General features: G+C 37.7%; 20 protein-coding genes. 19 read left to right on the forward strand and 1 reads right to left on the reverse strand.

Annotated elements, in window-relative coordinates:
- The first annotated feature begins 30 nt into the window (after positions 1-30).
- The 4 genes from ENO17_02520 to nadE all read left to right on the forward strand — a co-directional run bounded on the left by ENO17_02520 (position 31) and on the right by nadE (position 6142).
- The gene (locus tag ENO17_02520; protein ID HER23914.1) at positions 31-885 is read left to right on the forward strand and encodes a hypothetical protein; all 855 of its coding nucleotides are present in this window, start codon (positions 31-33) and stop codon (positions 883-885) included.
- 88 nt (positions 886-973) lie between these two features.
- Positions 974-3604, forward strand: coding sequence for a PAS domain S-box protein (locus tag ENO17_02525; protein ID HER23915.1), 2631 nt, complete (start codon positions 974-976; stop codon positions 3602-3604).
- Positions 3585-5138, forward strand: a complete 1554-nt coding sequence (locus ENO17_02530) for a transporter substrate-binding domain-containing protein (GenBank protein HER23916.1) — start codon at positions 3585-3587, stop codon at positions 5136-5138. Before ENO17_02525 ends, ENO17_02530 begins: the two co-directional genes overlap by 20 nt.
- A 56-nt stretch (positions 5139-5194) precedes the next feature.
- Entirely contained in the window at positions 5195-6142 is a 948-nt protein-coding gene (gene nadE, locus ENO17_02535; GenBank protein ID HER23917.1) for an NAD(+) synthase, read from the forward strand.
- Positions 6143-6167: 25 nt separating this feature from the next.
- On the opposite strand, the gene ENO17_02540 is transcribed toward nadE, so the two are convergent.
- A complete protein-coding gene (locus ENO17_02540) occupies positions 6168-6407 on the reverse strand; it encodes a DUF4342 domain-containing protein (GenBank protein HER23918.1) in 240 nt (79 codons plus the stop codon).
- 168 nt (positions 6408-6575) lie between these two features.
- On the opposite strand from ENO17_02540, the gene ENO17_02545 reads away from it, so the two are divergent.
- The 15 genes from ENO17_02545 to ENO17_02615 form a co-directional block, all read left to right on the forward strand.
- Positions 6576-7376 carry an amino acid amidase gene (locus ENO17_02545; protein ID HER23919.1) on the forward strand — a complete coding sequence of 267 codons (801 nt, stop codon included), beginning with the start codon at positions 6576-6578 and terminating at the stop codon, positions 7374-7376.
- Between the two features lie 187 nt (positions 7377-7563).
- The gene (locus ENO17_02550) at positions 7564-8250 is read left to right on the forward strand and encodes an amino acid ABC transporter permease (GenBank protein HER23920.1); all 687 of its coding nucleotides are present in this window, start codon (positions 7564-7566) and stop codon (positions 8248-8250) included.
- Between the two features lie 2 nt (positions 8251-8252).
- The gene (locus ENO17_02555; GenBank protein HER23921.1) at positions 8253-9026 is read left to right on the forward strand and encodes an amino acid ABC transporter ATP-binding protein; all 774 of its coding nucleotides are present in this window, start codon (positions 8253-8255) and stop codon (positions 9024-9026) included.
- Complete coding sequence (locus ENO17_02560; protein HER23922.1) at positions 9023-9685, forward strand: amino acid ABC transporter permease; 663 nt, start codon at positions 9023-9025, stop codon at positions 9683-9685. Before ENO17_02555 ends, ENO17_02560 begins: the two co-directional genes overlap by 4 nt.
- 184 nt (positions 9686-9869) lie before the next feature.
- Positions 9870-10604 (forward strand): transporter substrate-binding domain-containing protein, encoded by a 735-nt coding sequence (locus tag ENO17_02565; GenBank protein HER23923.1) that lies wholly within the window; start codon positions 9870-9872, stop codon positions 10602-10604.
- A gap of 139 nt (positions 10605-10743) precedes the next feature.
- Positions 10744-12006, forward strand: coding sequence for a nickel-dependent lactate racemase (gene larA / locus ENO17_02570; GenBank protein ID HER23924.1), 1263 nt, complete (start codon positions 10744-10746; stop codon positions 12004-12006).
- 2 nt (positions 12007-12008) lie between these two features.
- Complete coding sequence (locus ENO17_02575) at positions 12009-13895, forward strand: hypothetical protein (protein ID HER23925.1); 1887 nt, start codon at positions 12009-12011, stop codon at positions 13893-13895.
- Positions 13885-14472, forward strand: a complete 588-nt coding sequence (locus tag ENO17_02580; GenBank protein ID HER23926.1) for a hypothetical protein — start codon at positions 13885-13887, stop codon at positions 14470-14472. The genes ENO17_02575 and ENO17_02580 overlap by 11 nt, the downstream gene beginning before the upstream one ends.
- Positions 14469-15803 carry a CoA-binding protein gene (locus ENO17_02585; protein HER23927.1) on the forward strand — a complete coding sequence of 445 codons (1335 nt, stop codon included), beginning with the start codon at positions 14469-14471 and terminating at the stop codon, positions 15801-15803. Before ENO17_02580 ends, ENO17_02585 begins: the two co-directional genes overlap by 4 nt.
- A 26-nt stretch (positions 15804-15829) precedes the next feature.
- Positions 15830-16510, forward strand: a complete 681-nt coding sequence (locus ENO17_02590; protein HER23928.1) for an acetyl-CoA synthetase — start codon at positions 15830-15832, stop codon at positions 16508-16510.
- 54 nt (positions 16511-16564) lie between these two features.
- Positions 16565-18940 (forward strand): xanthine dehydrogenase family protein molybdopterin-binding subunit, encoded by a 2376-nt coding sequence (locus ENO17_02595; protein HER23929.1) that lies wholly within the window; start codon positions 16565-16567, stop codon positions 18938-18940.
- Between the two features lie 2 nt (positions 18941-18942).
- Positions 18943-19839 (forward strand): xanthine dehydrogenase family protein subunit M, encoded by an 897-nt coding sequence (locus ENO17_02600; GenBank protein ID HER23930.1) that lies wholly within the window; start codon positions 18943-18945, stop codon positions 19837-19839.
- Positions 19836-20309: a (2Fe-2S)-binding protein gene (locus ENO17_02605; protein ID HER23931.1), complete on the forward strand. Its 474-nt coding sequence runs from the start codon at positions 19836-19838 to the stop codon at positions 20307-20309. Before ENO17_02600 ends, ENO17_02605 begins: the two co-directional genes overlap by 4 nt.
- A gap of 73 nt (positions 20310-20382) precedes the next feature.
- Entirely contained in the window at positions 20383-21156 is a 774-nt protein-coding gene (locus tag ENO17_02610) for a sulfite exporter TauE/SafE family protein (protein HER23932.1), read from the forward strand.
- Positions 21157-21198: 42 nt separating this feature from the next.
- Positions 21199-21560, forward strand: a 362-nt coding sequence (locus ENO17_02615) for a hypothetical protein (GenBank protein ID HER23933.1), incomplete at its 3' end; no start/stop codon positions are given.

Here is a 21560-nt window from a genome sequence, read left to right on the forward strand (position 1 = left end):
ATATAAGAATAGCTAAAGAGGAGGTTTTAGATGGAATATCTAAGTATGTTTTTCTGGGTATTTTTTATTTTTTCTTTATTAACTCCCTGGTTAAGGCAAAAAACTCTGGAAACATCTCGAATTTCTTTAATTAATCGAATTGAAAAAAATAGAAAATCAAGAATAATTGCCTTGATTCATCGTCAAGAAACAATGAGCATTTTAGGCATACCTTTAGTAAGGTATATCAATATTGAAGATTCCGAAGCCGTGTTGCGGGCGATAAGGTTAACCGATCCGGATTTACCGATTGATATTATTTTACATACACCAGGTGGATTAGTTTTAGCTGCTGAACAGATTTCTCTAGCCCTTGTAAGACACAAGGCTAAAGTGACAGTGTTTATCCCCCATTATGCCATGAGTGGGGGAACCATGGTTTCTCTGGCAGCCGACCAAATTGTGATGGATGAAAATGCTGTTTTAGGACCAGTAGATCCCCAGTTGGGACAATATCCGGCAGTCTCAATTTTAAAGGTTTTAAAAGAGAAGGATAAGAATAAAATAGATGATGAAACCATGATTCAAGCTGATATCGCCAGGAAGGCAATTCGACAGGTTAGGGCATTTGTGAAAAAACTGCTGGTTGAAAATAGTTGCAGCAGGGAAAAAGCGGAGAAGCTTACTCAGGTTCTGACGGAAGGCCGCTGGACCCATGATTATCCCATTACCTTTGAAGAAGCAAAGAAATTAGGGTTATGTGTGTCCAGTGAAATGCCCAAAGAAATTTATGAATTGATGGACCTTTATCCTCAAAATCCAGGAAAACGTCCCTCGGTTCAGTATATCCCTTTGCCTTATAAAAAACCAATTACACCTCCTACTAAAAAGGCTTATTCTAAGTAAGGAGCAGGGGACAATAAAATCTGCAAATCATATAATTCTATATGGGGATAGGAAGAAGGCTAAAAACTGTAAGCCTTAAAAGAATAAAATGGAACATATGAAAGATAAAGAAAAAACCAAAGAGCAGTTAATAGAAGAATTAAGGAAATTAAACCAGAAAATTACTGAATTGGAAAAATCAGAAATTCACCATCAAGAGATAGAGGAAGCCTTAACTGAGAATGAGGAAAAATATCGAATGTTGGTGGAATGTATTACTGATGGTGTTTTTATCGAGACAGTGGAAGGACGTATACTTGAATGTAATACAGCCGGAGCAAAGATATATGGTTATCCTAAAAAAGAGATGATCGGCCTGAGCATAAAAAACTTGGTTCCCGAAGAGTTTTCAAAGCAACTGCCCAAGATTATTACTCCCAAGGAAACCACCAAGGGCATTTTTGTTCCTCGAATAAGCAAGAGAAAAGATGGTTCTATCTTCCCCACAGAAATTGCTACCAAAATTGTCCGTATTGAAGGAAAACCAAGACTTATTGTTTTTGTACGTGATATTACAAAGCGGAAGGAAGCAGAAAGAAAGTTGAGAAAAGCCAGAAAAATGTTTGCCAGCCTGTTTAACAGCAGCCCAATTGCCGCTTTGCATCATGATAAAGAGGGTCGTATTTTAAATATAAATCCTTACTTTACCCAAGTATTCGGTTACACTTTAAAAGAGATAAAAGGCAAAAATATTGATGAAGGAATGATTTATCCCAAAAATAGGACAGCCGAAGGAGAAAGATTAACCAAGAATGGAATGACTCCTAAAGGTATTTCCCAATATGAAAGCATTAGAAAGAAAAAAGATGGCACTTTAGTCCCGGTACTTATTTCTTCCGCCCCGGTAATTATAGATAAAAAGGTTCAGGGAACCATAGCCTTATATCAGGATATTACCGAACGGAAAAAAGCTGAAGACAATTTAAAGAAAAGTCAACAAGAATTTATAAGTTTATTTAATAATAGTCCCGAAGCTTTGGTTTATTTAGATGGAGAAAGCAATGTTGTAAATATAAACTCCCGCTTTAATGCGCTTTTCGGCTATACTTTGGAGGAGATTAAAGGGAGAAATATCAATGATGGCATGATTCACCCTCCGAATAAAAGAAAAGAAGGGAAAGATTTAGTTGAGATAGCCATATCTAAGGGATATCTTAATTATGAAACCATTCGAAAGAAGAAAGATGGAACCTTATTCCCAGTTTCTATCTCTGCTTCCAGGGTGATGCTTGACGATAAGGTTCAAGGGACGATAGGGATGTACAGAGATATCACTGAACGCAAGCAAGATGAGCAGCTCCATCAGGTTTTATACAATATCTCCAAAGCTACCAATTCTACCATCTCACTTGACCAGCTCTACCCCCTAATTCATCGAGAACTAAATAATATTATAGATGCAACAAATTTTTTTATTGCTTTAATTGATATTGGAAAAGATGAAATGTCTTTCCCTTATCACAAAGATGAAAAAGACAATGATTTACCTACTCGCAGGTTAAGCCAGACAAATAATTTAACTGCTTATGTAATAAAGTACGGTCAATCTCTCCTGGTCAATCAAAAACAGATTGAGAAAATGGGAAATGAGGGAAATATTAAATTAGAGCATGTTGGTATAGTGACCGCGAACACTCACTGGCTGGGAGTTCCTTTAAAAGTAAAAAATAAAACAATAGGAGCTATGGTAGTTCAAAGATATATTAAACCCTATCTTTTTTCTAAAAAAGATATTAAGCTTATGGAATTTGTTTCTGAACAGGTGGCTACTGCCGTTGAACGCAAAAAAGCCGAAGAGACCTTACGTGAAAGTCAGCAGGAGTTTTCCAATCTTTTTATAAATAGCCCTGAAGCTTTGGTATATATGGATGAAAAAGGCAATATCTTAAACATCAACCCCCGCTTTACGAAATTGTTTGGCTATCAACTGGAAGAGGTAAAAGGCAAAAATATCGATAGCGGAATAATTCACAATCCTGCAAAAGTGGAAGAAGGAAAGAAGTTAACCAAAAGATCATTAAAAGGTTATTTTAATTATGAGACTTTAAGGAAGAGGAAAGACGGCACGTTCTTCCCCGTTTCCATATCTGCTGCTCCCATAGAAATTGATGGGCAGATAAAAGCATTGATTGCCACTTACATTGATATCACTGAACGAAAAATGCTGGAAGAAAGATTGGAAAAATTAGCCTATTTTGATGTTCTTACCGGATGTTATGCCAGAGGATACGGCTTGAGTCTTTTTGAACGGCAGATCAAGACTGCCCAGCGCCACAAAATCCCTATCTTATTACTCTATATTGATTTGGATGGACTTAAATATATTAACGATACCTTTGGCCATAAAGTGGGTGATAAGGCTTTAAATGAGGCAGTAAATTTCTTTAAATCAAATTTAAGAAAGGTGGACATCATTAGCCGCGTGGGAGGAGATGAATTCCTATTGATTTTTCCCGATAGCTCCCTTAGTGATGTTCCTCTAATCAAAAAAAGAATAAATAATAAATTAAAAGAATTTAATAAAAATCTTAATGCACCCTATAAAATTGGCTTTAGTTTAGGTTTTTCCTGTTATAATCCTTCTAATCCTTTATCTATAGAAGAATTAATTAAAATTGCCGATGAAAATATGTATGAAGATAAAGTAAGGAAAAAAAGACATGATGAAACGGATAAATAGAATAAAATTTTGCTTGATCTGTGTCTTGATTATCACTGCTTTATTTTTTTCTATCTCCTGGGCAGAAAAAATAGAACTTACCGAAGAAGAAATACAGTGGCTTTCTGAACATAAAACTATCAAGATAGCACCTGATCCTTATTTTCCACCGATCGAATATACCGATGAAGAGGGGGAATACGTCGGAATAGCTGCCGAGTTTATGAAAATAATTGAAAATGAATTAGGAATCGAGTTTCAAGTTGTCTACTGTCAAGATTGGGAAGAGGTCTTGCAAAAAGCTCAAAATAGAGAAGTTGATATGCTTCCTGCAGCCGCCCAAACTCCCCAAAGAGGAAATTATATGCTCTTCTCGTCTCCTTATTTAGAGTTTCCCGGAGTAATTATTTGCACCAAAGATTCCGCGGAAATTAAATCCAGTGAACAATTATATAGTAAAAAGGTAGCAATAGTCTCCGGATATGTCTGGGAGGATTTCTTTACTCTGCATCATCCTCAAATAAATATAACTCCTGTAGACTCAATAATAGAGGGACTTCGTAAAGTATCAAGTGGTGATGTAGATGCCATGGTAGGTACTTTGCCAGTAGTTATCTATTATATTGAAAAGGAAGGAATTACCAATCTTCATGTAACAGGTGAAACCGGATATTATACAAAACTATCCATACTCACAAGAAAAGATTGGCCTCTTTTAAACTCCATAATGGAAAAAGCTCTCCGAAGGATTCCAGATAAAGAGAAGAAAGAGATTTTGAAAAAGTGGATATCTATTGAACGCCAACCTATATTCGAGAGAGAAATATTCTGGATAATCCTTATTTTCATAATTCTATTGAGCGCGACGGTTCTTTCGATTATATTTGCCTTGAATGGAATATTGAAAAAACAAGTGGAACAGAAAACAAAGGAACTGAAGGAGGATATTGTCCATCGAATAAAAGCCGAAGAAAGACTGAAAAAAACCATGAATGCAACTATTGACACCATGTCCAGGATCATCGAAGCCAAAGACCCTTATACCTCCGGTCACCAGCAGCGGGTTTGCCAATTGGCTATCTGTATCGCCCAAGAGATGGGACTTCCCGAAGATAAGGTTGAAGGAATAAGAATAGCTTCTTTAATCCACGATATCGGGAAGATCGGCATACCTACTGAAATCTTAAGTAAACCCACCTTACTATCTGATATAGAATTTAGTTTAATTAAAGGACATCCACAAATGGGATATGATATCGTAAAATATATAGAATTTTCCTATCCAGTAGCCCAAGTTGTCCTTCAACATCACGAAAAAATAAATGGTTCAGGGTATCCCCAAGGCCTCAAGGGGGAGGATATCCTTCTGGAAGCAAAAATAATTGGAGTGGCTGATGTAGTAGAGGCCATGTCTTCTCACCGTCCCTACCGGCCTGCCTTAGGGATAGATGCAGCCCTGGAAGAGATCTCTCAAAATAAAGGCATTCTCTATGAAGCAAAGGTAGTGGAGGTTTGTTTAAAACTCTTCCAAGTAAAGGGATTTAAATTTGAATAGCCTTATCAGAGAGATTTTTTATTAATCTTAAAATATTTCAAAAATAGTTAAAGCTAATGAGTGACAATCTTTTAGAAAAATTAAAATTTAAAATGAAGATTAATCCTGAGAAAATGGCTCTTTATTTAGAAAGTTTCATTAGGGAATATGTGGAAAAATTAGAAAGAGAGGGAGCCATATTGGGATTAAGCGGGGGAATCGATTCGGCAGTAATTGCCGCTTTGTGTGTGCGGGCACTTGGTGCGAAAAAAACTTTCGCCTTGGTTATGCCGGAGAAAGATTCAAAAAAAGAGCATACCGAAGATGCTCTACAATTTGCCCGTGAATTAAACATCGAAACAAAACTAATTGATATTACCCCTTATCTTGAAAAGCTTGGGGTTTATAAGCTCTTGCCCCTGGATAAACTTATTTCTTTGGGGAAATTAAAGGGTCCTTTAATTAAAAAAGCATTTCATTTTTACGAAAGAAAGACCGGGAAGTTTACTTTTTTGGAAAGCCTTACAGGGTTTAAGGACAAAGAATTCAGTTCTTATCTAGCTAGAGGGAATGCTTATTATCGGACAAAACACCGCCTGAGAATGTTATTGCTCTATTTTTATGGTGAAAGGGAAAATAGAATAGTAGTAGGGGCAGCCAATAAGAGTGAATACAAAATAGGATTTTTTGTAAAGCACGGTTGTGATGATGCTACGGATATTATGCCGCTTCTCAATTTGTATAAAACCCAGGTAAAAGAGCTTGCCCGCTATCTCAACATTCCCGCTATAATTATCAATAAACCTCCTTCACCGGATATAATTCCGGGACTTGCCGAAGATGAAGGGATAACCGGCATTTCATACCAAAATATGGATTTAATTTTATTGGCTTTAGAAAAAGGCTGGAAACCTCGAGAAATAGCAAAAATACCGGAAATAAAAGAAGATGAAATTACTTATATAAAAAGTTTGATGCAAAAATCAGAACATATGCGTAAAATCTTTATTCCCAAAACTTTTTAAAAGTCTTAAAATATTAATTTTACCTTCATTTTTTTTCAACTACAATAGTGCATTTGGTCAGTAAAGCAGCTATTGCGCCCACAGCAGCCAATATCGGGGCAACAAGGGCTCCTACGGCGCCTACGGTCAAAGGAAATTCAGCAACGGATTCGCCATCTTCATTTTTAATAATGATTCTTCGGGCATTTCCTTCTTTAATAACTTCTTTAATTTTTTCGATAATATCTTCTCCGGAGAGTTTAAATTCCTCTTTTTTATTGTTCATCTTCCCCCTCCTTCTTTATTTTTTATTAATTTTATTATAACACAAAGAAAAAGAATTTTTAAGGACCAAAATTTACCAAATTATTATTTTCCAAAAGAAGAAAATTATACTATAATTATATTGATAAATAATAACTCCGAAGGGAAATAATTTTAAAGGAGAATTAGTATGAAAATCTATATTAGCGCTGATATCGAAGGAATTACCGGTATTACTCATTGGGATGAAACTGAAAAATCAAAACCTGATTACCAAAAATTTGCCCAACAGATGACCGATGAAGTTAAGGCCGCATGTGAAGGGGCAATAAAAGCAGGAGCAGAGGAAATTTGGATTAAAGATGCTCACGATACCGGGAGAAATCTCATTGCAGCTAATCTGCCACAAAGGATTAAACTTGTTCGGGGTTGGAGTGAACATCCCTTTTCAATGGTCCAGGAATTGGACAGATCATTTACAGCTGTATTGATGATCGGTTATCATTCTTTCGCTAGTTCAAGCTCTAATCCACTATCTCATACCCTCAGTTCCCGTACTTATAATTATATTCAGTTAAACGGGGAATATGCCAGCGAATTTTTAATCCATAGTTTTGCTGCTGCTACTATGGAGGTACCGGTAGTTTTTGTAAGCGGAGATGAGGGAATTTGTAAGGAAGCGAATAGATTAAATGAACATATTAAAACCGTAGCAGTAAATAAAGGCATAGGCAATTCAGTTATCAGTATCCATCCCACGCTGGCGGTGGAAAGAATTAGAGAGGGGGTAGAATCAATATTAAAAGGAAATATTGATCAGTGTCAGATAAAATTACCCGAGCACTTTCAGGTAAAATTATCATTTAAAAATCATACCAAGGCATTCAGAGCATCTTTTTATCCCGGGATGGAGCAGATCTCTTCTACTGATCTGCTATTTGAATCCGATGACTATTTTGAAGTACTGCGGATGTTGTTATTTATGATCTAAAAAGATAAAAGATTAAAATATTTTACAATTATCAAGCAGATTTTTTCGATTTTATATCCTATTAATGGTATTATAATAATAAAAAAACTAAAAGAACAAACGAGTTTTAATAATTGAACCAATAATTAAAGCTAATTAAGACAAGGGTCATTTAAGTTGTATTAATTTTAACAAATGAGGGTTAATTGTGGCTGAAAATTTTTTATCCATTTATGAAGCTCTTCCTTATTTACTAAGAGGTTCTCTGGTAACTATCGGATTAGTCGGAGGAGCTCTGGCCTTGGGATTAACTTTAGGAATTCCTATGGCTATTGGCCAGGCTTATGGCCATAAGTACAGTGCTGGCTTGATTTCGTTTTATGTCTGGTTCTTCCGGGGACTTCCCGTCTTAGTCCTTCTTTTTCTTTTCTATTTCGGACTGTTTGCGGCTTTAGGTCTTGATTTATCGGCTTTTACTGCCGGTATTTTAGTGTTGGGCTTAAGAAGCGCCGCTTATCAATCACAAATTTTTCGAGGAGCTATTCACTCACTGGGCGAAGGGCAGATGTTGGCTGCTCTATCTTTGGGAATGAGTAGAACCAAAGCTGCTTGGCATATTATTTTACCCCAGGCCTTGAGAATTTCTATCCCCGGATGGTCTAATGAATATTCTATAATTTTAAAAGATTCAGCGGTTACTTATGCCATAGGATTAATGGAGATAATGACCAGGGGAAAATTTATTGCTACTCGGACTTTTAAACCTATGCCGATCTTTCTTACCTGTGCTTTGATTTTTCTTATTTTAACTTACGGAGGAGTAAAGTTACTTAATTTATTAGAGAAGAAGGTAAGAATTCCTGGCTATGGAACCGAAAGAGAGGGGATTTATTAAAGATGCAAGAAGACAAAGCTATTGTCTTAAGAGTTGAGGATATTTATAAAAAATATGGCAATGTGGAAGTGCTTAAAGGAGTGTCTTTTGAAATAAAAAGGGGTGAAACCAAAGTTATTATCGGTCCTTCAGGGAGCGGAAAAAGTACCCTTTTACGATGTATAAATCAATTGACTATTCCGGACAAGGGACGGATTTGGTTAGAGAACGAAGAAGTAACTCATACCCGAAAGAATATCAATCAATTTCGTCAGAAGATTGGCATGGTCTTTCAGGACTTTAACTTATTTGATCACCTGAACGCTTTAAGGAATGTTGAAATAGGACTGATTAAAGTAAAGGGCATGGGGAAAGATAATGCCAGACAAAAAGCCATAGAAGGGCTTAAACAAGTAGGCCTGGAAGAACAAGCTTATTTATATCCAGCTCAACTTTCCGGAGGGCAAAAACAGAGAGTTTCTATAGCCCGGACATTAGCCATGGACCCCAGTGTGATACTTTTTGATGAACCCACTTCAGCACTGGACCCGGAATTAATTGGTGAGGTATTAGAGGTTATAAAAAAATTAGCCTTAAACGGGATGACCATGACAGTAGTGACCCACGAAATGGGATTTGCCCGTTCGGTAGCCAATGAAGTTATCTTTATGGAGAATGGAAAAATTATAGATCAGGGGTCTCCTCATAAGCTTTTTACCAATCCCAAGCATGAACGTACCCGAAAATTTCTTTACAAGATAACCGAATTATACGGAAGGTCAGCAGAAAAAAAATGAATGCAATTTATTTTATTAAAGATATAGTTTTACCTCCTTTATTAGAAGGAACCTGGGTTACTATTAAATTATTAGTTTTTTCTATCCCCTTGGGCTTACTTTTAGGTATTTTAATTGCCGGGGGACGGGTATACGGAAATAAAATAATATCCTTTTTGTGTGCCAGTTTTACGGTTTTTTTTCGCGGCACCCCTTTATTGGTACAGCTCTTTATTATCTATTACGGACTGCCTTCTATAGGCATATACTTTTCTCCTTTTGCAGCGGCAGTGGTGGGTTTTGTTCTATGCAGCGGAGCTTATCATTCCGAATATATCAGGGGAGCTATTCAATCAATTAAGAGCGGCCAAATGATGGCTGCCCAAGCTTTGGGGATGAGTAAGTTTAAAGCGATCATTTACATTATTTTTCCGCAAGCTTTAAGAAGGGCTCTCCCAGGCTGCTCTAATGAGATTGTCTATTTAGTAAAATATTCATCACTAGCCTTTATGGTTACCTGTATAGAACTGACCGGAGCAGGAAAGATTATTGCAACTCGTTATTTCAGATATACAGAAGTTTTTTTGGTAATAGGAACTATATATCTAACAATGGTTTCTTTAGTGAGCAAATTTCTGGCTATAATGGAAAAGAAACTAAAAATTCCCGGATTAGGGTAAGCTGTTTATATTAGATTAGTGGATGAAAGAAGACATGCTTGACTGTTTAAAAAGAATAATTTTAAAAAAGAAAGCGAGGTGAGAGAGAGAATCAAATTTTCTTATAATTTTAAAAAGTTCTAATAAATTATTAAGGAGTATAAAAAAAATGAAAAGAAATAAATCAATAGTAGTAAATATTTTTATGGTTCTTACTTTTGCTCTGTTAATCGGAGGCATCCTTATCGGCCAGGCTCAAGAAAAAAAGACTTATATTAACGGTATTGATCCCGATTTTCCGCCTTTTGCCTATATAGATAAAGAAGGTAACCCTGCAGGATTTGATGTAGAAGTAGTCAATTGGATCGCTAAAGAGATGGGTTTTGAGGTCAAACATCAACCTACCGCTTGGGATACTATCATCCCTACTCTAAATGCTAAAAAGATTGACTTTATTGCTTCCGGGTTGTCTGTGACCGCAGAGAGAGCACAGGTTATTGCTTACACTATGCCCTATTATGAACACAAGTGGGCTTTGGTAGTGCGTGAAGATTCTGATCTGAATATCGTTACCGGTTTGAGCGGGGGACATACAGTAGGGGTTCAGAGAGGTACTACCGGAGCCAACTGGATAGAAGACAGCCTGATTAAAAATGGTGTAGATGTAAAGATGAAAGTGTATGATACCTTTACTTTGGCTATAGAAGACCTTTTAAATGGAAGGATCGATTCTGCTGTTCAAGATGATACCATGGTTAAGCAAATAATGGAAGCTAGACCAGGATTAAAGGAAGCTGGAACCTGGGGAACAGGAGAAGAAAGATATGCCTATGGTTTAAGAAAAGGGGATACTGAATTATTAAACCTATTAAATGAAGGCTTAACAAAGATAATGAGTTCACCAAAATGGAATGAGCTCAAAGCTAAGTATGGTATATAATAGAGCGAAGGAATAGCAATAAAGGGATAGAGATTTTTTCTCTATCCCTTTATTGCTATAATTAATAAATACTTATCATTTTATCGAAAAATATTATCAAAAACCAAAGGATTCAAAAAATAAAAAAGGGGTAAAATTTATGAAAACATTCCTTCTCCCTTACGGAAAAGAAAAGATACCCATCACACTTCCCCCCAAGAATTTATTAAAAATTTGTTTATTAAAAGATGTAGCAGGCGTTGAAGATAATAATAAGGCAATTCGAGAGGCGTTAGAAAATCCCATTGGTTCCCACACCATTCCTAAAATTGCCCGGGGAAAAGATAGCGCAGTGGTGATCTGTACCGATATTACCCGGCCTACACCTGATAAGCTGCTCATCCCTCCCATACTGGATGAATTAAATAAAGGAGGTATTTCCGATAATCATATAAAAGTAATCATTGCCCGGGGACAGCATAGAAAGATGACCGAAGAAGAAGTGAAAGAAAAGGTAGGTGAAGAGGTTTTAAAAAGAGTAAAGATTAGTCAACATGACCCTGATAATAACCTTTTTTATCTGGGGAAATCTAAGAGGGGAAATGAATTATGGGTAAATAAAGAGGTAGTGCAAGCTGAGGTAAAAATATCTACCGGTAATATAGTCCCCCATCGATATGCAGGTTATGGAGGAGGGGCAAAGAGTATTTTACCGGGGGTATCCTCAAGAAAAACCATCGGCCATAACCATCTTTATGTCGAAACAGGAGAAGCTGCCTTGGGAAAAACAAGAGGAAACCCCGTTCGGGAAGAAATGGAAGAGGCAGCCAAAATGATCGGATTAGATATGATAGTCAACACCATTATGAATGTGGAAAACAAGATAGTTAAAGTCATTGCCGGGGATCCTACCCTGGCTTATCAAGCGGGGGTAAGGGTATGTAATGATATCTACGGCGTCGAAATTCCCGAAAAAGCGGATATCATCCTGGCCAGTAGTTACCCCATGGATATTAGTTTTCATCAAGCCTCCAAGACCTTAGAAGCCATAGGACATATCATTAAAGAGAAGAGCACCATTATTATGCTTTCCCCCTGTTATGAAGGAATAGGAGGAAAAGATTTTGTCGATTATCTTAAAGAAAAAACACCCGAAGATATTATTAAGAGCATCAAGGCTCACCCGGAGAAAAATGTAGTTTCTGGGGTTATTTCATATTTAATAGCCAAGTGTAAAGAAAAAGCAAAAATTTATTTGATTTCAGAAGGAATTCAAGACGAAGATATAACTGAAATGGGAATGTTGCCTGCAAATTCTGCTCAATCCGTTTTGGATGAAGCTTTAAAAAATTATGGGGATGAGGCAAAAGTATTAGTGCTGCCCACTGCCTCAATTACTCTTCCCTTACTGAAGGAGGAATGAGTTTGAAAAAATTATTAACCGGTAATGAGGCAGTTGCCGAAGGAATAATTGAATCAGGAGTGGAAGTTGTAACTGGATATCCGGGCACTCCCTCGACAGAGGTAATCTTGACCCTGTTACCTCAAAAAGAAGAATTGGGGATGCACATAGAATGGAGCACGAATGAAAAAGTGGCTTTTGAAATCGCTGCCGGCGCTGCCTGGGTGGGAAAAAGGGCACTGGTTACCATGAAAATGTCCGGAGTGAATGTAGCAGCTGATTCTTTGGCCTCTATTGCCTATAGCGGCTGCAGCGGAGGATTAGTTATTTTTGTAGCTGATGATCCGGGAGTGAGCGCCGGTATGCCCGAAGAAGATTCCCGCTATTATGCTAAATCGATGGTCGTTCCCATGCTCGATCTGGCTTCCCAGCAAGAGTGTTTAGACTATGTAAAACTTGCCTTTGAAATATCAGAGAAAATCGGTGGACCTATTTTTTTAAGATCCACCACCGATATCTCCCATGTGGCCTCTGATGTGGAAATAGGTAAAAAATTGAATTTAGAAAAAAGAGAGGCGCACTTAGAACGGGATATTGCCAAATATACCAAAGCGGGAGCAGCCTGGTGTATGGCTCAACACCGGGATGCCCTTAGCAGGTTGGACGAAGCTTCCAAAATTAGCGATTCTTGTATTACCGAATCCGGGATTAAGGTGAATGAAAGCCATTTTGAACCGAATAATAAATATGGAGTAATCTATACCGGGGCGGTGGAGGGAAATTTCCGGGAAGCTTTAAAGAGATATAACCTAAAACTCTCCTGGTTAAAGATAGGGATGGTTCACCCCTTACCCGAAGAAAGAATAAAAGTTTTTTTAGAAAAAATAGATAGGGTGCTGGTCTTGGAAGAATTAGATCCTCTCGTAGAAGCAGAGGTTATGAGAATAGCCCATCTTAATAACCCAAGAGTAGAAATTTTAGGAAAATTTGATAATACCCTTTCACAGGTAGGTAATTATTCTTTTAAAAAAATAAAAGATGCCCTAGAGGCTCTTTTAAATAAAAAACTCGAATCCGGGCAGGATCCTAATATTTTGGAAAAAGCTAAAGAATTAGAAGTAAAACGGCCTACTTCTTTTTGTGTCGGCTGCCCTCACCGGGGTACTTATTTTGCACTGAATAGGTCGATCAAGAATTTAAAATATAAAAAAGAGGAAATTATTATTACCGGGGATATAGGATGTACCATTTTAGGCATGAGCAAACCTTTTGAGAGCTGTTGGACTGAAGTGGCTATGGGAGCGAGTATAGGATTGGCTCAAGGGTTTAAATGGGCAGGAATAAGAAAACCGGTGATAGCTACTATTGGAGATTCTACCTTCTTTCATGCCGGCATTCCTCCCCTTATTAATGCTGTCTATCATAAAGTCCCCTTAACGATAATTATTTTAGATAATGGATGGACTGCCATGACCGGTTTTGAAGAAAATCCCGGAACACTTCAATTAAAAGGAGCTGTTAATACCAAAAGAGTCGATATTGTGGAGATATGTCAGGGTTGTGGTGTAGAACATATTCAGATAGTCGATCCCTATCAGGGAGAAAAAGCAACAGAGGCAATAATGAAAGCAATTCAATATCCGGGAGTTTCGGTCGTGGTTTCTCGTCGGGAGTGTGCCCTTCAAACTAAAAGGAGAAAGGTGAAATTCTCCCAGCGCAAAGTCGATATAGATAAATGTTCCGGATGCAGGATATGTTTGAATTCTTTAGCTTGTCCGGCGATGGCATTTCATCCTAAAAGCGCCAATCATAAAGCGTATATGGAAATCACTTCAGCCTGTTTTGGCTGCGGGTTATGTGAATTAACTTGTCCAACAAGGGCGATAGAGGTAATAAAAGATGGAAAATAATTTTTATTTAATCGGATTAGGTGGACAGGGAGTAATAAAATTAGGGCAAATTATTGCTGATTATGGATTAAAAAAAGGTGAGAAAGTTAAATTTTTTAAAGAAGTGGGTATGGCTCAGAGAGGTGGTCCGGTTCATTGTGAAGTTAGGATAGGCAAGGTGTTTGGGTCGAGGATTCCTCCTCTATCTTCTGATATAATAGTAGTAGTGGAATTATCCGAAGGATTGAAAAGTTTAGAATTTGTCAAACCGGGAGGGACTGTTATTTTAAATAGAAAAATGATCTATCCTATTGATATGATGTCCCATCCCGAAAAGTATCCTCAAGATGAGGAGATCGTAGGATTATTTAAAAAAGCAAAAGCAAAGATAATCAGGATAGATGCCGCAAAAATAGCGAAAGAGAAAGGCCTTCCCATTGCAGAAAATATTGTCTTGCTGGGCGCTCTCTCTTTTGTCGCTTCATTTAATAAAGAATCGGTTATGATTATATTAAGGGAAAATATTCACCGCGAACTGGATAAAAATATTGCTGCTTTTTGTGCAGGTTACGAAATAGCAGAAGGAATGGTCAAATGAAAAGCATGGAAAATTTTTTTAACCCTCATTCGGTAGCCATTTTCGCTTCAATGAAAGAAGGAAAGACCGGATATGAAATAGTAAAAAATATGGTGGAGGGAGGATTTAAGGGGAAAATATATCCGATAAGCCAGGTTGGCGGCCAGATATTCGGTGTAAATGTCCATAAAGATTATAAAAATTTTGAAATTGATTTAGCGATCATTGCAATTCCCGCTCAATTTATCCCCTCACTTTTAGAAGATTTAGGAAACAAGGGAGTAAAATCAGCCGTTATAATCTCTGCCGGATTTTCCGAGGTTGGCAATTTTAAGGAAGAAAAAGAGATAAAGAGGATAGCCAAAAAATATGGTATGAGGATCATTGGTCCAAACTGTGCGGGAATAATGAACTCCGGTTGTAATCTCTTTGCCAGCATAGAAGTAAGAGCATTATCGGGCGAAACTGCCTTTATCACCCAAAGTGGTGCCCTAGGCGGGGCGGTCTTAATGATGGCCGAAGAATTAGGTTTTGGTTTTTCCAAATTTGTAAGTTACGGGAATCGATGTGATGTAGATGAAGTAGAGTTAATCAGATATCTTGAAGACGACCATCAAACTAAAGTCATTGCTCTCTATATTGAGGGATTAGAAGCAGGAAGAAAATTTTTAACCCAGGCAAAGAAAACGGCTCTTAAGAAACCGATGGTAGTTATTAAAGCAGGGAAGAGCAAAGCCGGAATGAGGGCTACTTCTTCCCATACCGGTTCTTTGGCAGGAGAAGATAAAATCTATGATGCTGCTTTTAAGCAAGCCGGTATTTTACGAGTAGAAGGAGTAGAGGAGATGTTCGATTTATGCCGGGGCTTGATTTATTACCCAAAAATCAAAGGGAATAGGATCGGAGTGGTTACTAACTCAGGGGGACCGGCAGTATTAACTACCGATAAATTGGAAGTATCAGGATTAATAGTTTCCGAACCCTCCGAAAGTTTAAGAAATAAGTTAAAAGAAGTCCTCCCCCCTCATGTCTCCCTGGGAAATCCTTTCGACCTACTGGCTTATGGTGGAGCGGAAAATTTTGCCCGGGTCAGTCAAGCTATTGCCGCTGAATATGATGCTATCATTGCTATTTTTGTTCCCACTGCTACTATGGATTCCACAGGGGTAGCCACTGCTTTGGGAAAGATTAAAGAAGTGATAAAAGTTCCTATATTTGCTAATTTTATGGCTGGCAGATTAGTAGAAGAGGCGATTAGAGAATTAAAAAAATATGGAATCCCTAATTATGAAACCGGAGAGAGATGCGCAAAAGTGATTCAGAAGATATATAAAAATAGTCGCTACAACTAGATTGCTAAAACAACAAGGAGTAAGAGATGCATACAATTATCCAAAAAGCCAAAAAAGAAAAACGCTCTTTATTGGAAACAGAGGCAAAAGAATTGTTGAGGGAATATGGAATTCCTGTTCCTGATTTTAAATTAATCAAGAGCGAAGAAGAAATTAGCGGATTGGCCAAAGAAATGAATTTTCCGATTACCATGAAAATTGTCTCCCCGGACATCATCCATAAAACCGATGCCGGAGGGGTAAAATTAAATATTATAAATGAAAAGGAAGCTATATCAGCTTATCAGGAAATTATTTCCAAAGCGAAAAAATATAATAAAAAGGCGAAAATTTCAGGAGTAATAGTATATCCAATGGTTCCTCAAGGAACAGAGATTATCATAGGTATGATGCAAGACCCTCATTTTGGTCCGGTCATTATGTTTGGATTGGGAGGAATTTTTGTGGAGGTATTGAAAGATATTTCCTTCCGTATCCTCCCCATAGAAGCAAGAGATGCCGAAGAGATGATTGCTGAGATAAAAGGGTATAAAATATTGAAAGGGATAAGGGGAGAAGCACCTAAAGATATACAGGCTATTAAAGATCTATTACTAAAAATTTCACAGCTTTCCCAGGAGAATCCCGAGATCAGTGAAATAGACTTAAATCCTGTCTTTGTATTTGAAAAAGGTTTACAGGTAGTAGATGCTCGAATGATATTGTAAAATGAGAAAAAGTGAATAAACAAAATATTGTTTATTATTAAAAAGAGGGTGGTTTTGTTGGAGAAGCAACAGTTTGAATTTATCGGTAAAAGGTTTGATATAAAAAATATAGGTAAGGTGACCGGAAGAGAACTTTATTCTTCTGATGTAAATATTCCCGGTCAATTATTTGCTGTTGTTCTGCGCAGTCCCTACGCCCATGCTGAAATTAAAAGCGTTGATTATAAAGAGGCAGAAAAAATGGGGGCTATTTGTATTGGCCCTGATGATGTGCCGGACACTTTATATAATGAACGCATAGTTAGCATCCCTGATAAGACCTATCGCGATAGAACAGTTTTACCAAAAGACAAGGTTCGTCACGTAGGAGAAGCAGTGGCTGCCTGTGCTGCAGAAACTGAAGAAAAAGCCTTTGCAGCTTTAAAAAAGATAAAGGTAGAATGGGGTAAAAAATGGGAACCACTCATCAATCTTGAAGAAGCCATAAAAACAGATGCACCTCAGATATATGATCATGTTTACCTGGGAGAAGAAAAGGTAGAAACCAAAAAAAATATAGCCTGTGAGCGTGGTGTTGAAGTGGGTGATATCGAGAAAGGTTTTAAGGAAGCAGATGAGATAGTAGAGAGAACATTTAGTACCCAGAGGATTTATCATATGCAATTGGAAACCAAATCTACGGTGTGTATTCCGGAAGCTGACGGAGGGATTACAGTTTGGGCAACCTCTCAGGGAATTCATAATGTACGTATCCTCTTAGGAAATATCTTTCATATCCCTCTAAATAAAGTAAATGTTAAAAGAATTACGCTGGGGGGTTCTTTCGGTTCAAGTATTCAGATGAATTCAATTACTCCCATTTGTGTTGCCCTATCCTTAAAGGCTAAAAGACCGGTGAAATTAGTAACCGCCAGAGAAGAAGATTTTTATGATCACGCAAAATATCCCCTGAAGACTATCTTAAAAATTGGTGCTAAAAAAGACGGAACATTAACGGCTGCTCATTGCCGGGTTCAGGTGGAAATTGGCGGCCACAACATTCAGGCTTATCCTTATTTGGGGTGTGTAGCAGGATGGTTTGCCTCCCTTTATAAATATAAAAATTTAAAGTATGAGGGGACGGCGATATATACTAATAAAACACCTTCCTGTGCTATGCAGGGATACGGCAACCCCCAGATAAATTTTGCGGTAGAGAGTTTGATGGACATTTTGGCTGAAAAATTAAATATAGACCCGGTTGAACTTCGTCTGAAAAATTTTGTGGGAAAAGGAGATGAATTCTGGGGTCAGGGTCCGACGGTAAGGTCTATTATCCGAAGCTGTGGAGTGGAAGAAATGTTAATTGAAGGGGCTAAACTGGCCGGATGGAATAGAAGAATCCCGCCTACCGAAAAAACCGGAGATATTAAGAGGGGAATAGGAGTAGCCAGAGGATTTCACACTTCTGGCACCGGTGGTCCCAATCCGGGGGAAGTGATAGATTATTCGGGTGCGACCATTAAAATTAATGAAGATGGTTCAGTGGATGTATTAACTGCTCTGATGGATCATGGGGGAGGAACCTGGGATGCTGCGGCAAAAGTAGTGGCCGAAGTTTTAAAAGTACCTTTCGAGAAAGTAGGCATATATAATGAGATAGATACCAGATCTACTGTTTTTGACGTCAATACACACGCTACTCGGGGGATATATTGTGGTTGTGGAGCAGTAAAGTATGTCGCTGAAAAAGTGAAAGAAATGCTTCTGAATTATGCCGCAACCCTTTTTAAAGATTTACCGGAAAATCTGGAGTTAACTTATAATAAAAAATTGGATCAAGCAATCATCTATCCCCGAGAAATTCCTACCAATTATATGACCGTCGGGGAAATTGCGGAACATGCCCATATTACCAGTTGGGGGACTATTTCTTATACCGCTACCCTTAGGCAAAAAAACTGCCCCCCCTGTTTTATTACCCACTTTGTAGAAGTAGAAGTAAATACCAAGACCGGAGAAATTAAAATACCCCGAGCAGTCATAATGGGTGACTCAGGGACTATCATTAATCCAGATTTATGGGAAGGACAGATCATTGGTGCCTTTAGCAGAGGACTTGGTTTTAGTCTTTTGGAAGAGACCGCATATGATTTAAACAATGGTAAGTTAAAATGTAACGGGATGATAACGGATTATAAGATTCCCACTGTCCTTGATATGCCAAAAATAGATAATATTATCGTGAAATCTGCCCATACTTATGAACCAACCGGTCCCTTTGGAGCAAAAGGGATAGGAGAGGCAGCTTTAAGTTCCGTGGGTTCTGCAGTCGCTAATGCAATATACAATGCAATAGGGATAAGGTTTTACGAATTACCTATTACTCCAGAAAAAGTACTGAAAGCCTTGAAGGAAAAAGAAGCAAAAATTGAAGGAAGGAGGAGATAGAATTGCAGAGCAATACCAAAATTTTAGCCCAGGAATTTGAATACTTTGCTCCCAAAACTTTAGATGAAGCCTTAAGTTTGTTGGATAATTATAAAGATAAGAATACTAAAATATTAGCCGGAGGGACTGACCTATTGGTTAAAATGAAGACCACCGATTTAAAGATTGATTATCTGATAAATATAAAAAATATCCCCGAACTCAATTTTATAGATACAGCTTTCGGACTAAAGATAGGGGCAGCCGTTCCTTTATCCCATATTGAGAGAGTAGAAAAAGTTAAAGAAAGATATCCTGCCTTATATGAAGGAATTAAATCGATGGCGGCAATTGCCGTAAGAAATATGGGGACGATTGTTGGGAATATTTGCAATGCTTCACCCGCTGCTGATACTGTTCCTTCTTTAATTGCCTATGGTGCAGAAGTAAAATTGCTCAGCAAGAGGGGAGAGCGTGCAGTTTTAGTAGAAGATTTTATAACCGGAGTGGGCAAAACAGTGATAGAGAAGGATGAACTGATTTCCCGGATAAGCCTGCCGGAAATGAAAAAAAATTCAGGGAGTGCTTTTTCTAAGAAAGGAAGGGTTAAGGCGGATATCGCCAAGATCAATTTGGCGGTTTGCCTTGAGAGAGAGGGCAATCTTTGCAAAGATTGCAGGATAGTACTTGGTTCGGTTGCTGAAAAAGCCATTCGAGCAAAAAAAGCTGAAAGCCTTATAAAGGGACAAACAGTAAGTATTTCCTTAATAGAGAAAATAGCCAAGAAAGCATCGGAAGAGATTAAGCCCATTGATGATATCCGTTCATCGCTTACCTATAGAACTGAAATAGCTCGGGTAATGGTAGAGGAATTAGTAAGAATCGCCTGGGAAAGATCCGGAGGTGAATTGAAGCCATGAAGAAATTAGTAATAGAGTTCACTATTAACCAGCAAAAGAGAAGGCTTTTTGTAAAACCAAATGACCTTTTAATTAATATCATAAGAAACGATTTATTTCTAACCGGAAGTAAATACAGCTGCGGTATCGGTGAATGCGGTGCCTGCACTGTTTTATTAGATGGAGAGCCAGTTTTATCTTGCCTGACCTTGGCGGCAACTGTCGACGGCAAAGAAATTACTACCATTGAAGGGCTGGCAAAGGGAAATGAGCTGCATCCTATACAAATATCCTTTTTAAAGAATGCAGCAGTGCAGTGCGGATTTTGTACGCCAAGCATGATATTAACTGCCACAGCACTATTAAAAGAAAATCCTAATCCTACAGAAGATGAGATTAGAGACTATATAAGAGGGAATATCTGCCGTTGTACCGGGTATGTGCAAATAGTGAAAGCGATTAAGTCTTGTGCAATTGAGCAAAATAGCTAAACTAAGTAACTAACTATTTGAAATTTGCGTTTCAGATATTTACTATTTAAAAAGCAAGAACAAGGAGATGTTGATGGAGATATTACAGGTGGGATTAATCTTGGCAACAGGTGTTGCAGCAGGATTTATGAATACTTTAGGAGGTGGTGGTTCCTTACTTACTTTGCCGATGCTTATATTTTTAGGCTCACCGGCAGCGGTGGCAAATGGAACCAACCGTATTGCCCTAATGGTTCAGAATATTGTAGCGGTGAGTAATTTTCGTAGAAAAGGATTTTTCTACCCAAAGTTAGGCATTACTTTGGCTATTCCGGCAGTTTTGGGCTCTTTTTTAGGAGCGAAGCTGGCCATATCTATTCCCGAAGAATTATTCCAAAAAATCTTAGCGGCCATTATGATCTTAGTCCTGGTTTTAATTCTTACCCGCCCGGAGAAAAAATTTTTAAAAGAAATTAAAGGGGAAAATCTAAGCCCTACACGCCTTATTATATCCTTGTTTGTATTTTTTGGTATCGGGGTCTATGGAGGATTTATCCAAGCCGGAGTAGGATTTATTATTATCTCAGCTCTGGCTTTAATTACCGGAATGTCCTTAGTAAAAATTAATAGTTTGAAACTTTTTATCGTTCTTATTTATATTTTTTCTTCTTTTGTAGTTTTTATAGCTCATGGCAAAGTAGATTGGATTTTAGGATTTACTTTGGCTATCGGAAATGCTCTGGGTGCATACCTGGGGACTAATTTTGCGGTGAGCAAGGGAGATAAATGGATTAGAGTATTTATTGTTATCGCCATTTTATCTATGTCTGCTAAATTGCTCGGACTTTTTAATTTTTTGGGATTATAAAAGTAATTTTTAAAAAGCTAAGCATATAAAAGTTTTTTCTGAATGCCCGGCGGAAATATTAACTGGAAAAGGATGAGGAGGAGAGGAAAAGTGAACCAATTTAAATATATTTCTCCTAAAACTAAAGAAGAAGTACTAAAAATTTTAAATGAAGAGGGAGTAAATGCTTGTATAATAGCTGGCAGTACCAATGTTCTGCCTGATATTAAAATGAAAAAGTTAAGTCCAAAAATTTTAATAGACCTTACCGCCATTGAAGAATTGAGGGGCATAGATAAGAAAAAAGACAAGATCTGCATAAAACCTTTGACCACTATTGCCGAATTAATTCATTCAGAGCTTATACTAAAAGAGAGCAAAGTATTAATTCAATCTGCCGAACAATTTGCTGACCCTCTGGTAAG

It is taken from the genome of Candidatus Atribacteria bacterium (assembly GCA_011056645.1).
Classification (GTDB): Bacteria; Atribacterota; Phoenicimicrobiia; order Phoenicimicrobiales; family Phoenicimicrobiaceae; genus Sediminicultor; species Sediminicultor quartus.

Bases quoted from the DNA above. Each gene is read 5' to 3' on its own strand.
- larA (HER23924.1), top strand. From the start codon at position 10,744: ATGAAAACATTCCTTCTCCCTTACGGAAAAGAAAAGATACCCATCACA.
- ENO17_02545 (HER23919.1), top strand. From the start codon at position 6,576: ATGAAAATCTATATTAGCGCTGATATCGAAGGAATTACCGGTATTACT.
- ENO17_02540 (HER23918.1), bottom strand. From the start codon at position 6,407: ATGAACAATAAAAAAGAGGAATTTAAACTCTCCGGAGAAGATATTATC.
- ENO17_02590 (HER23928.1), top strand. From the start codon at position 15,830: ATGCATACAATTATCCAAAAAGCCAAAAAAGAAAAACGCTCTTTATTG.
- ENO17_02585 (HER23927.1), top strand. From the start codon at position 14,469: ATGAAAAGCATGGAAAATTTTTTTAACCCTCATTCGGTAGCCATTTTC.
- nadE (HER23917.1), top strand. From the start codon at position 5,195: ATGAGTGACAATCTTTTAGAAAAATTAAAATTTAAAATGAAGATTAAT.
- ENO17_02555 (HER23921.1), top strand. From the start codon at position 8,253: ATGCAAGAAGACAAAGCTATTGTCTTAAGAGTTGAGGATATTTATAAA.
- ENO17_02530 (HER23916.1), top strand. From the start codon at position 3,585: ATGATGAAACGGATAAATAGAATAAAATTTTGCTTGATCTGTGTCTTG.
- ENO17_02580 (HER23926.1), top strand. From the start codon at position 13,885: ATGGAAAATAATTTTTATTTAATCGGATTAGGTGGACAGGGAGTAATA.
- ENO17_02605 (HER23931.1), top strand. From the start codon at position 19,836: ATGAAGAAATTAGTAATAGAGTTCACTATTAACCAGCAAAAGAGAAGG.
- ENO17_02565 (HER23923.1), top strand. From the start codon at position 9,870: ATGGTTCTTACTTTTGCTCTGTTAATCGGAGGCATCCTTATCGGCCAG.
- ENO17_02520 (HER23914.1), top strand. From the start codon at position 31: ATGGAATATCTAAGTATGTTTTTCTGGGTATTTTTTATTTTTTCTTTA.
- ENO17_02610 (HER23932.1), top strand. From the start codon at position 20,383: ATGGAGATATTACAGGTGGGATTAATCTTGGCAACAGGTGTTGCAGCA.
- ENO17_02560 (HER23922.1), top strand. From the start codon at position 9,023: ATGAATGCAATTTATTTTATTAAAGATATAGTTTTACCTCCTTTATTA.
- ENO17_02525 (HER23915.1), top strand. From the start codon at position 974: ATGGAACATATGAAAGATAAAGAAAAAACCAAAGAGCAGTTAATAGAA.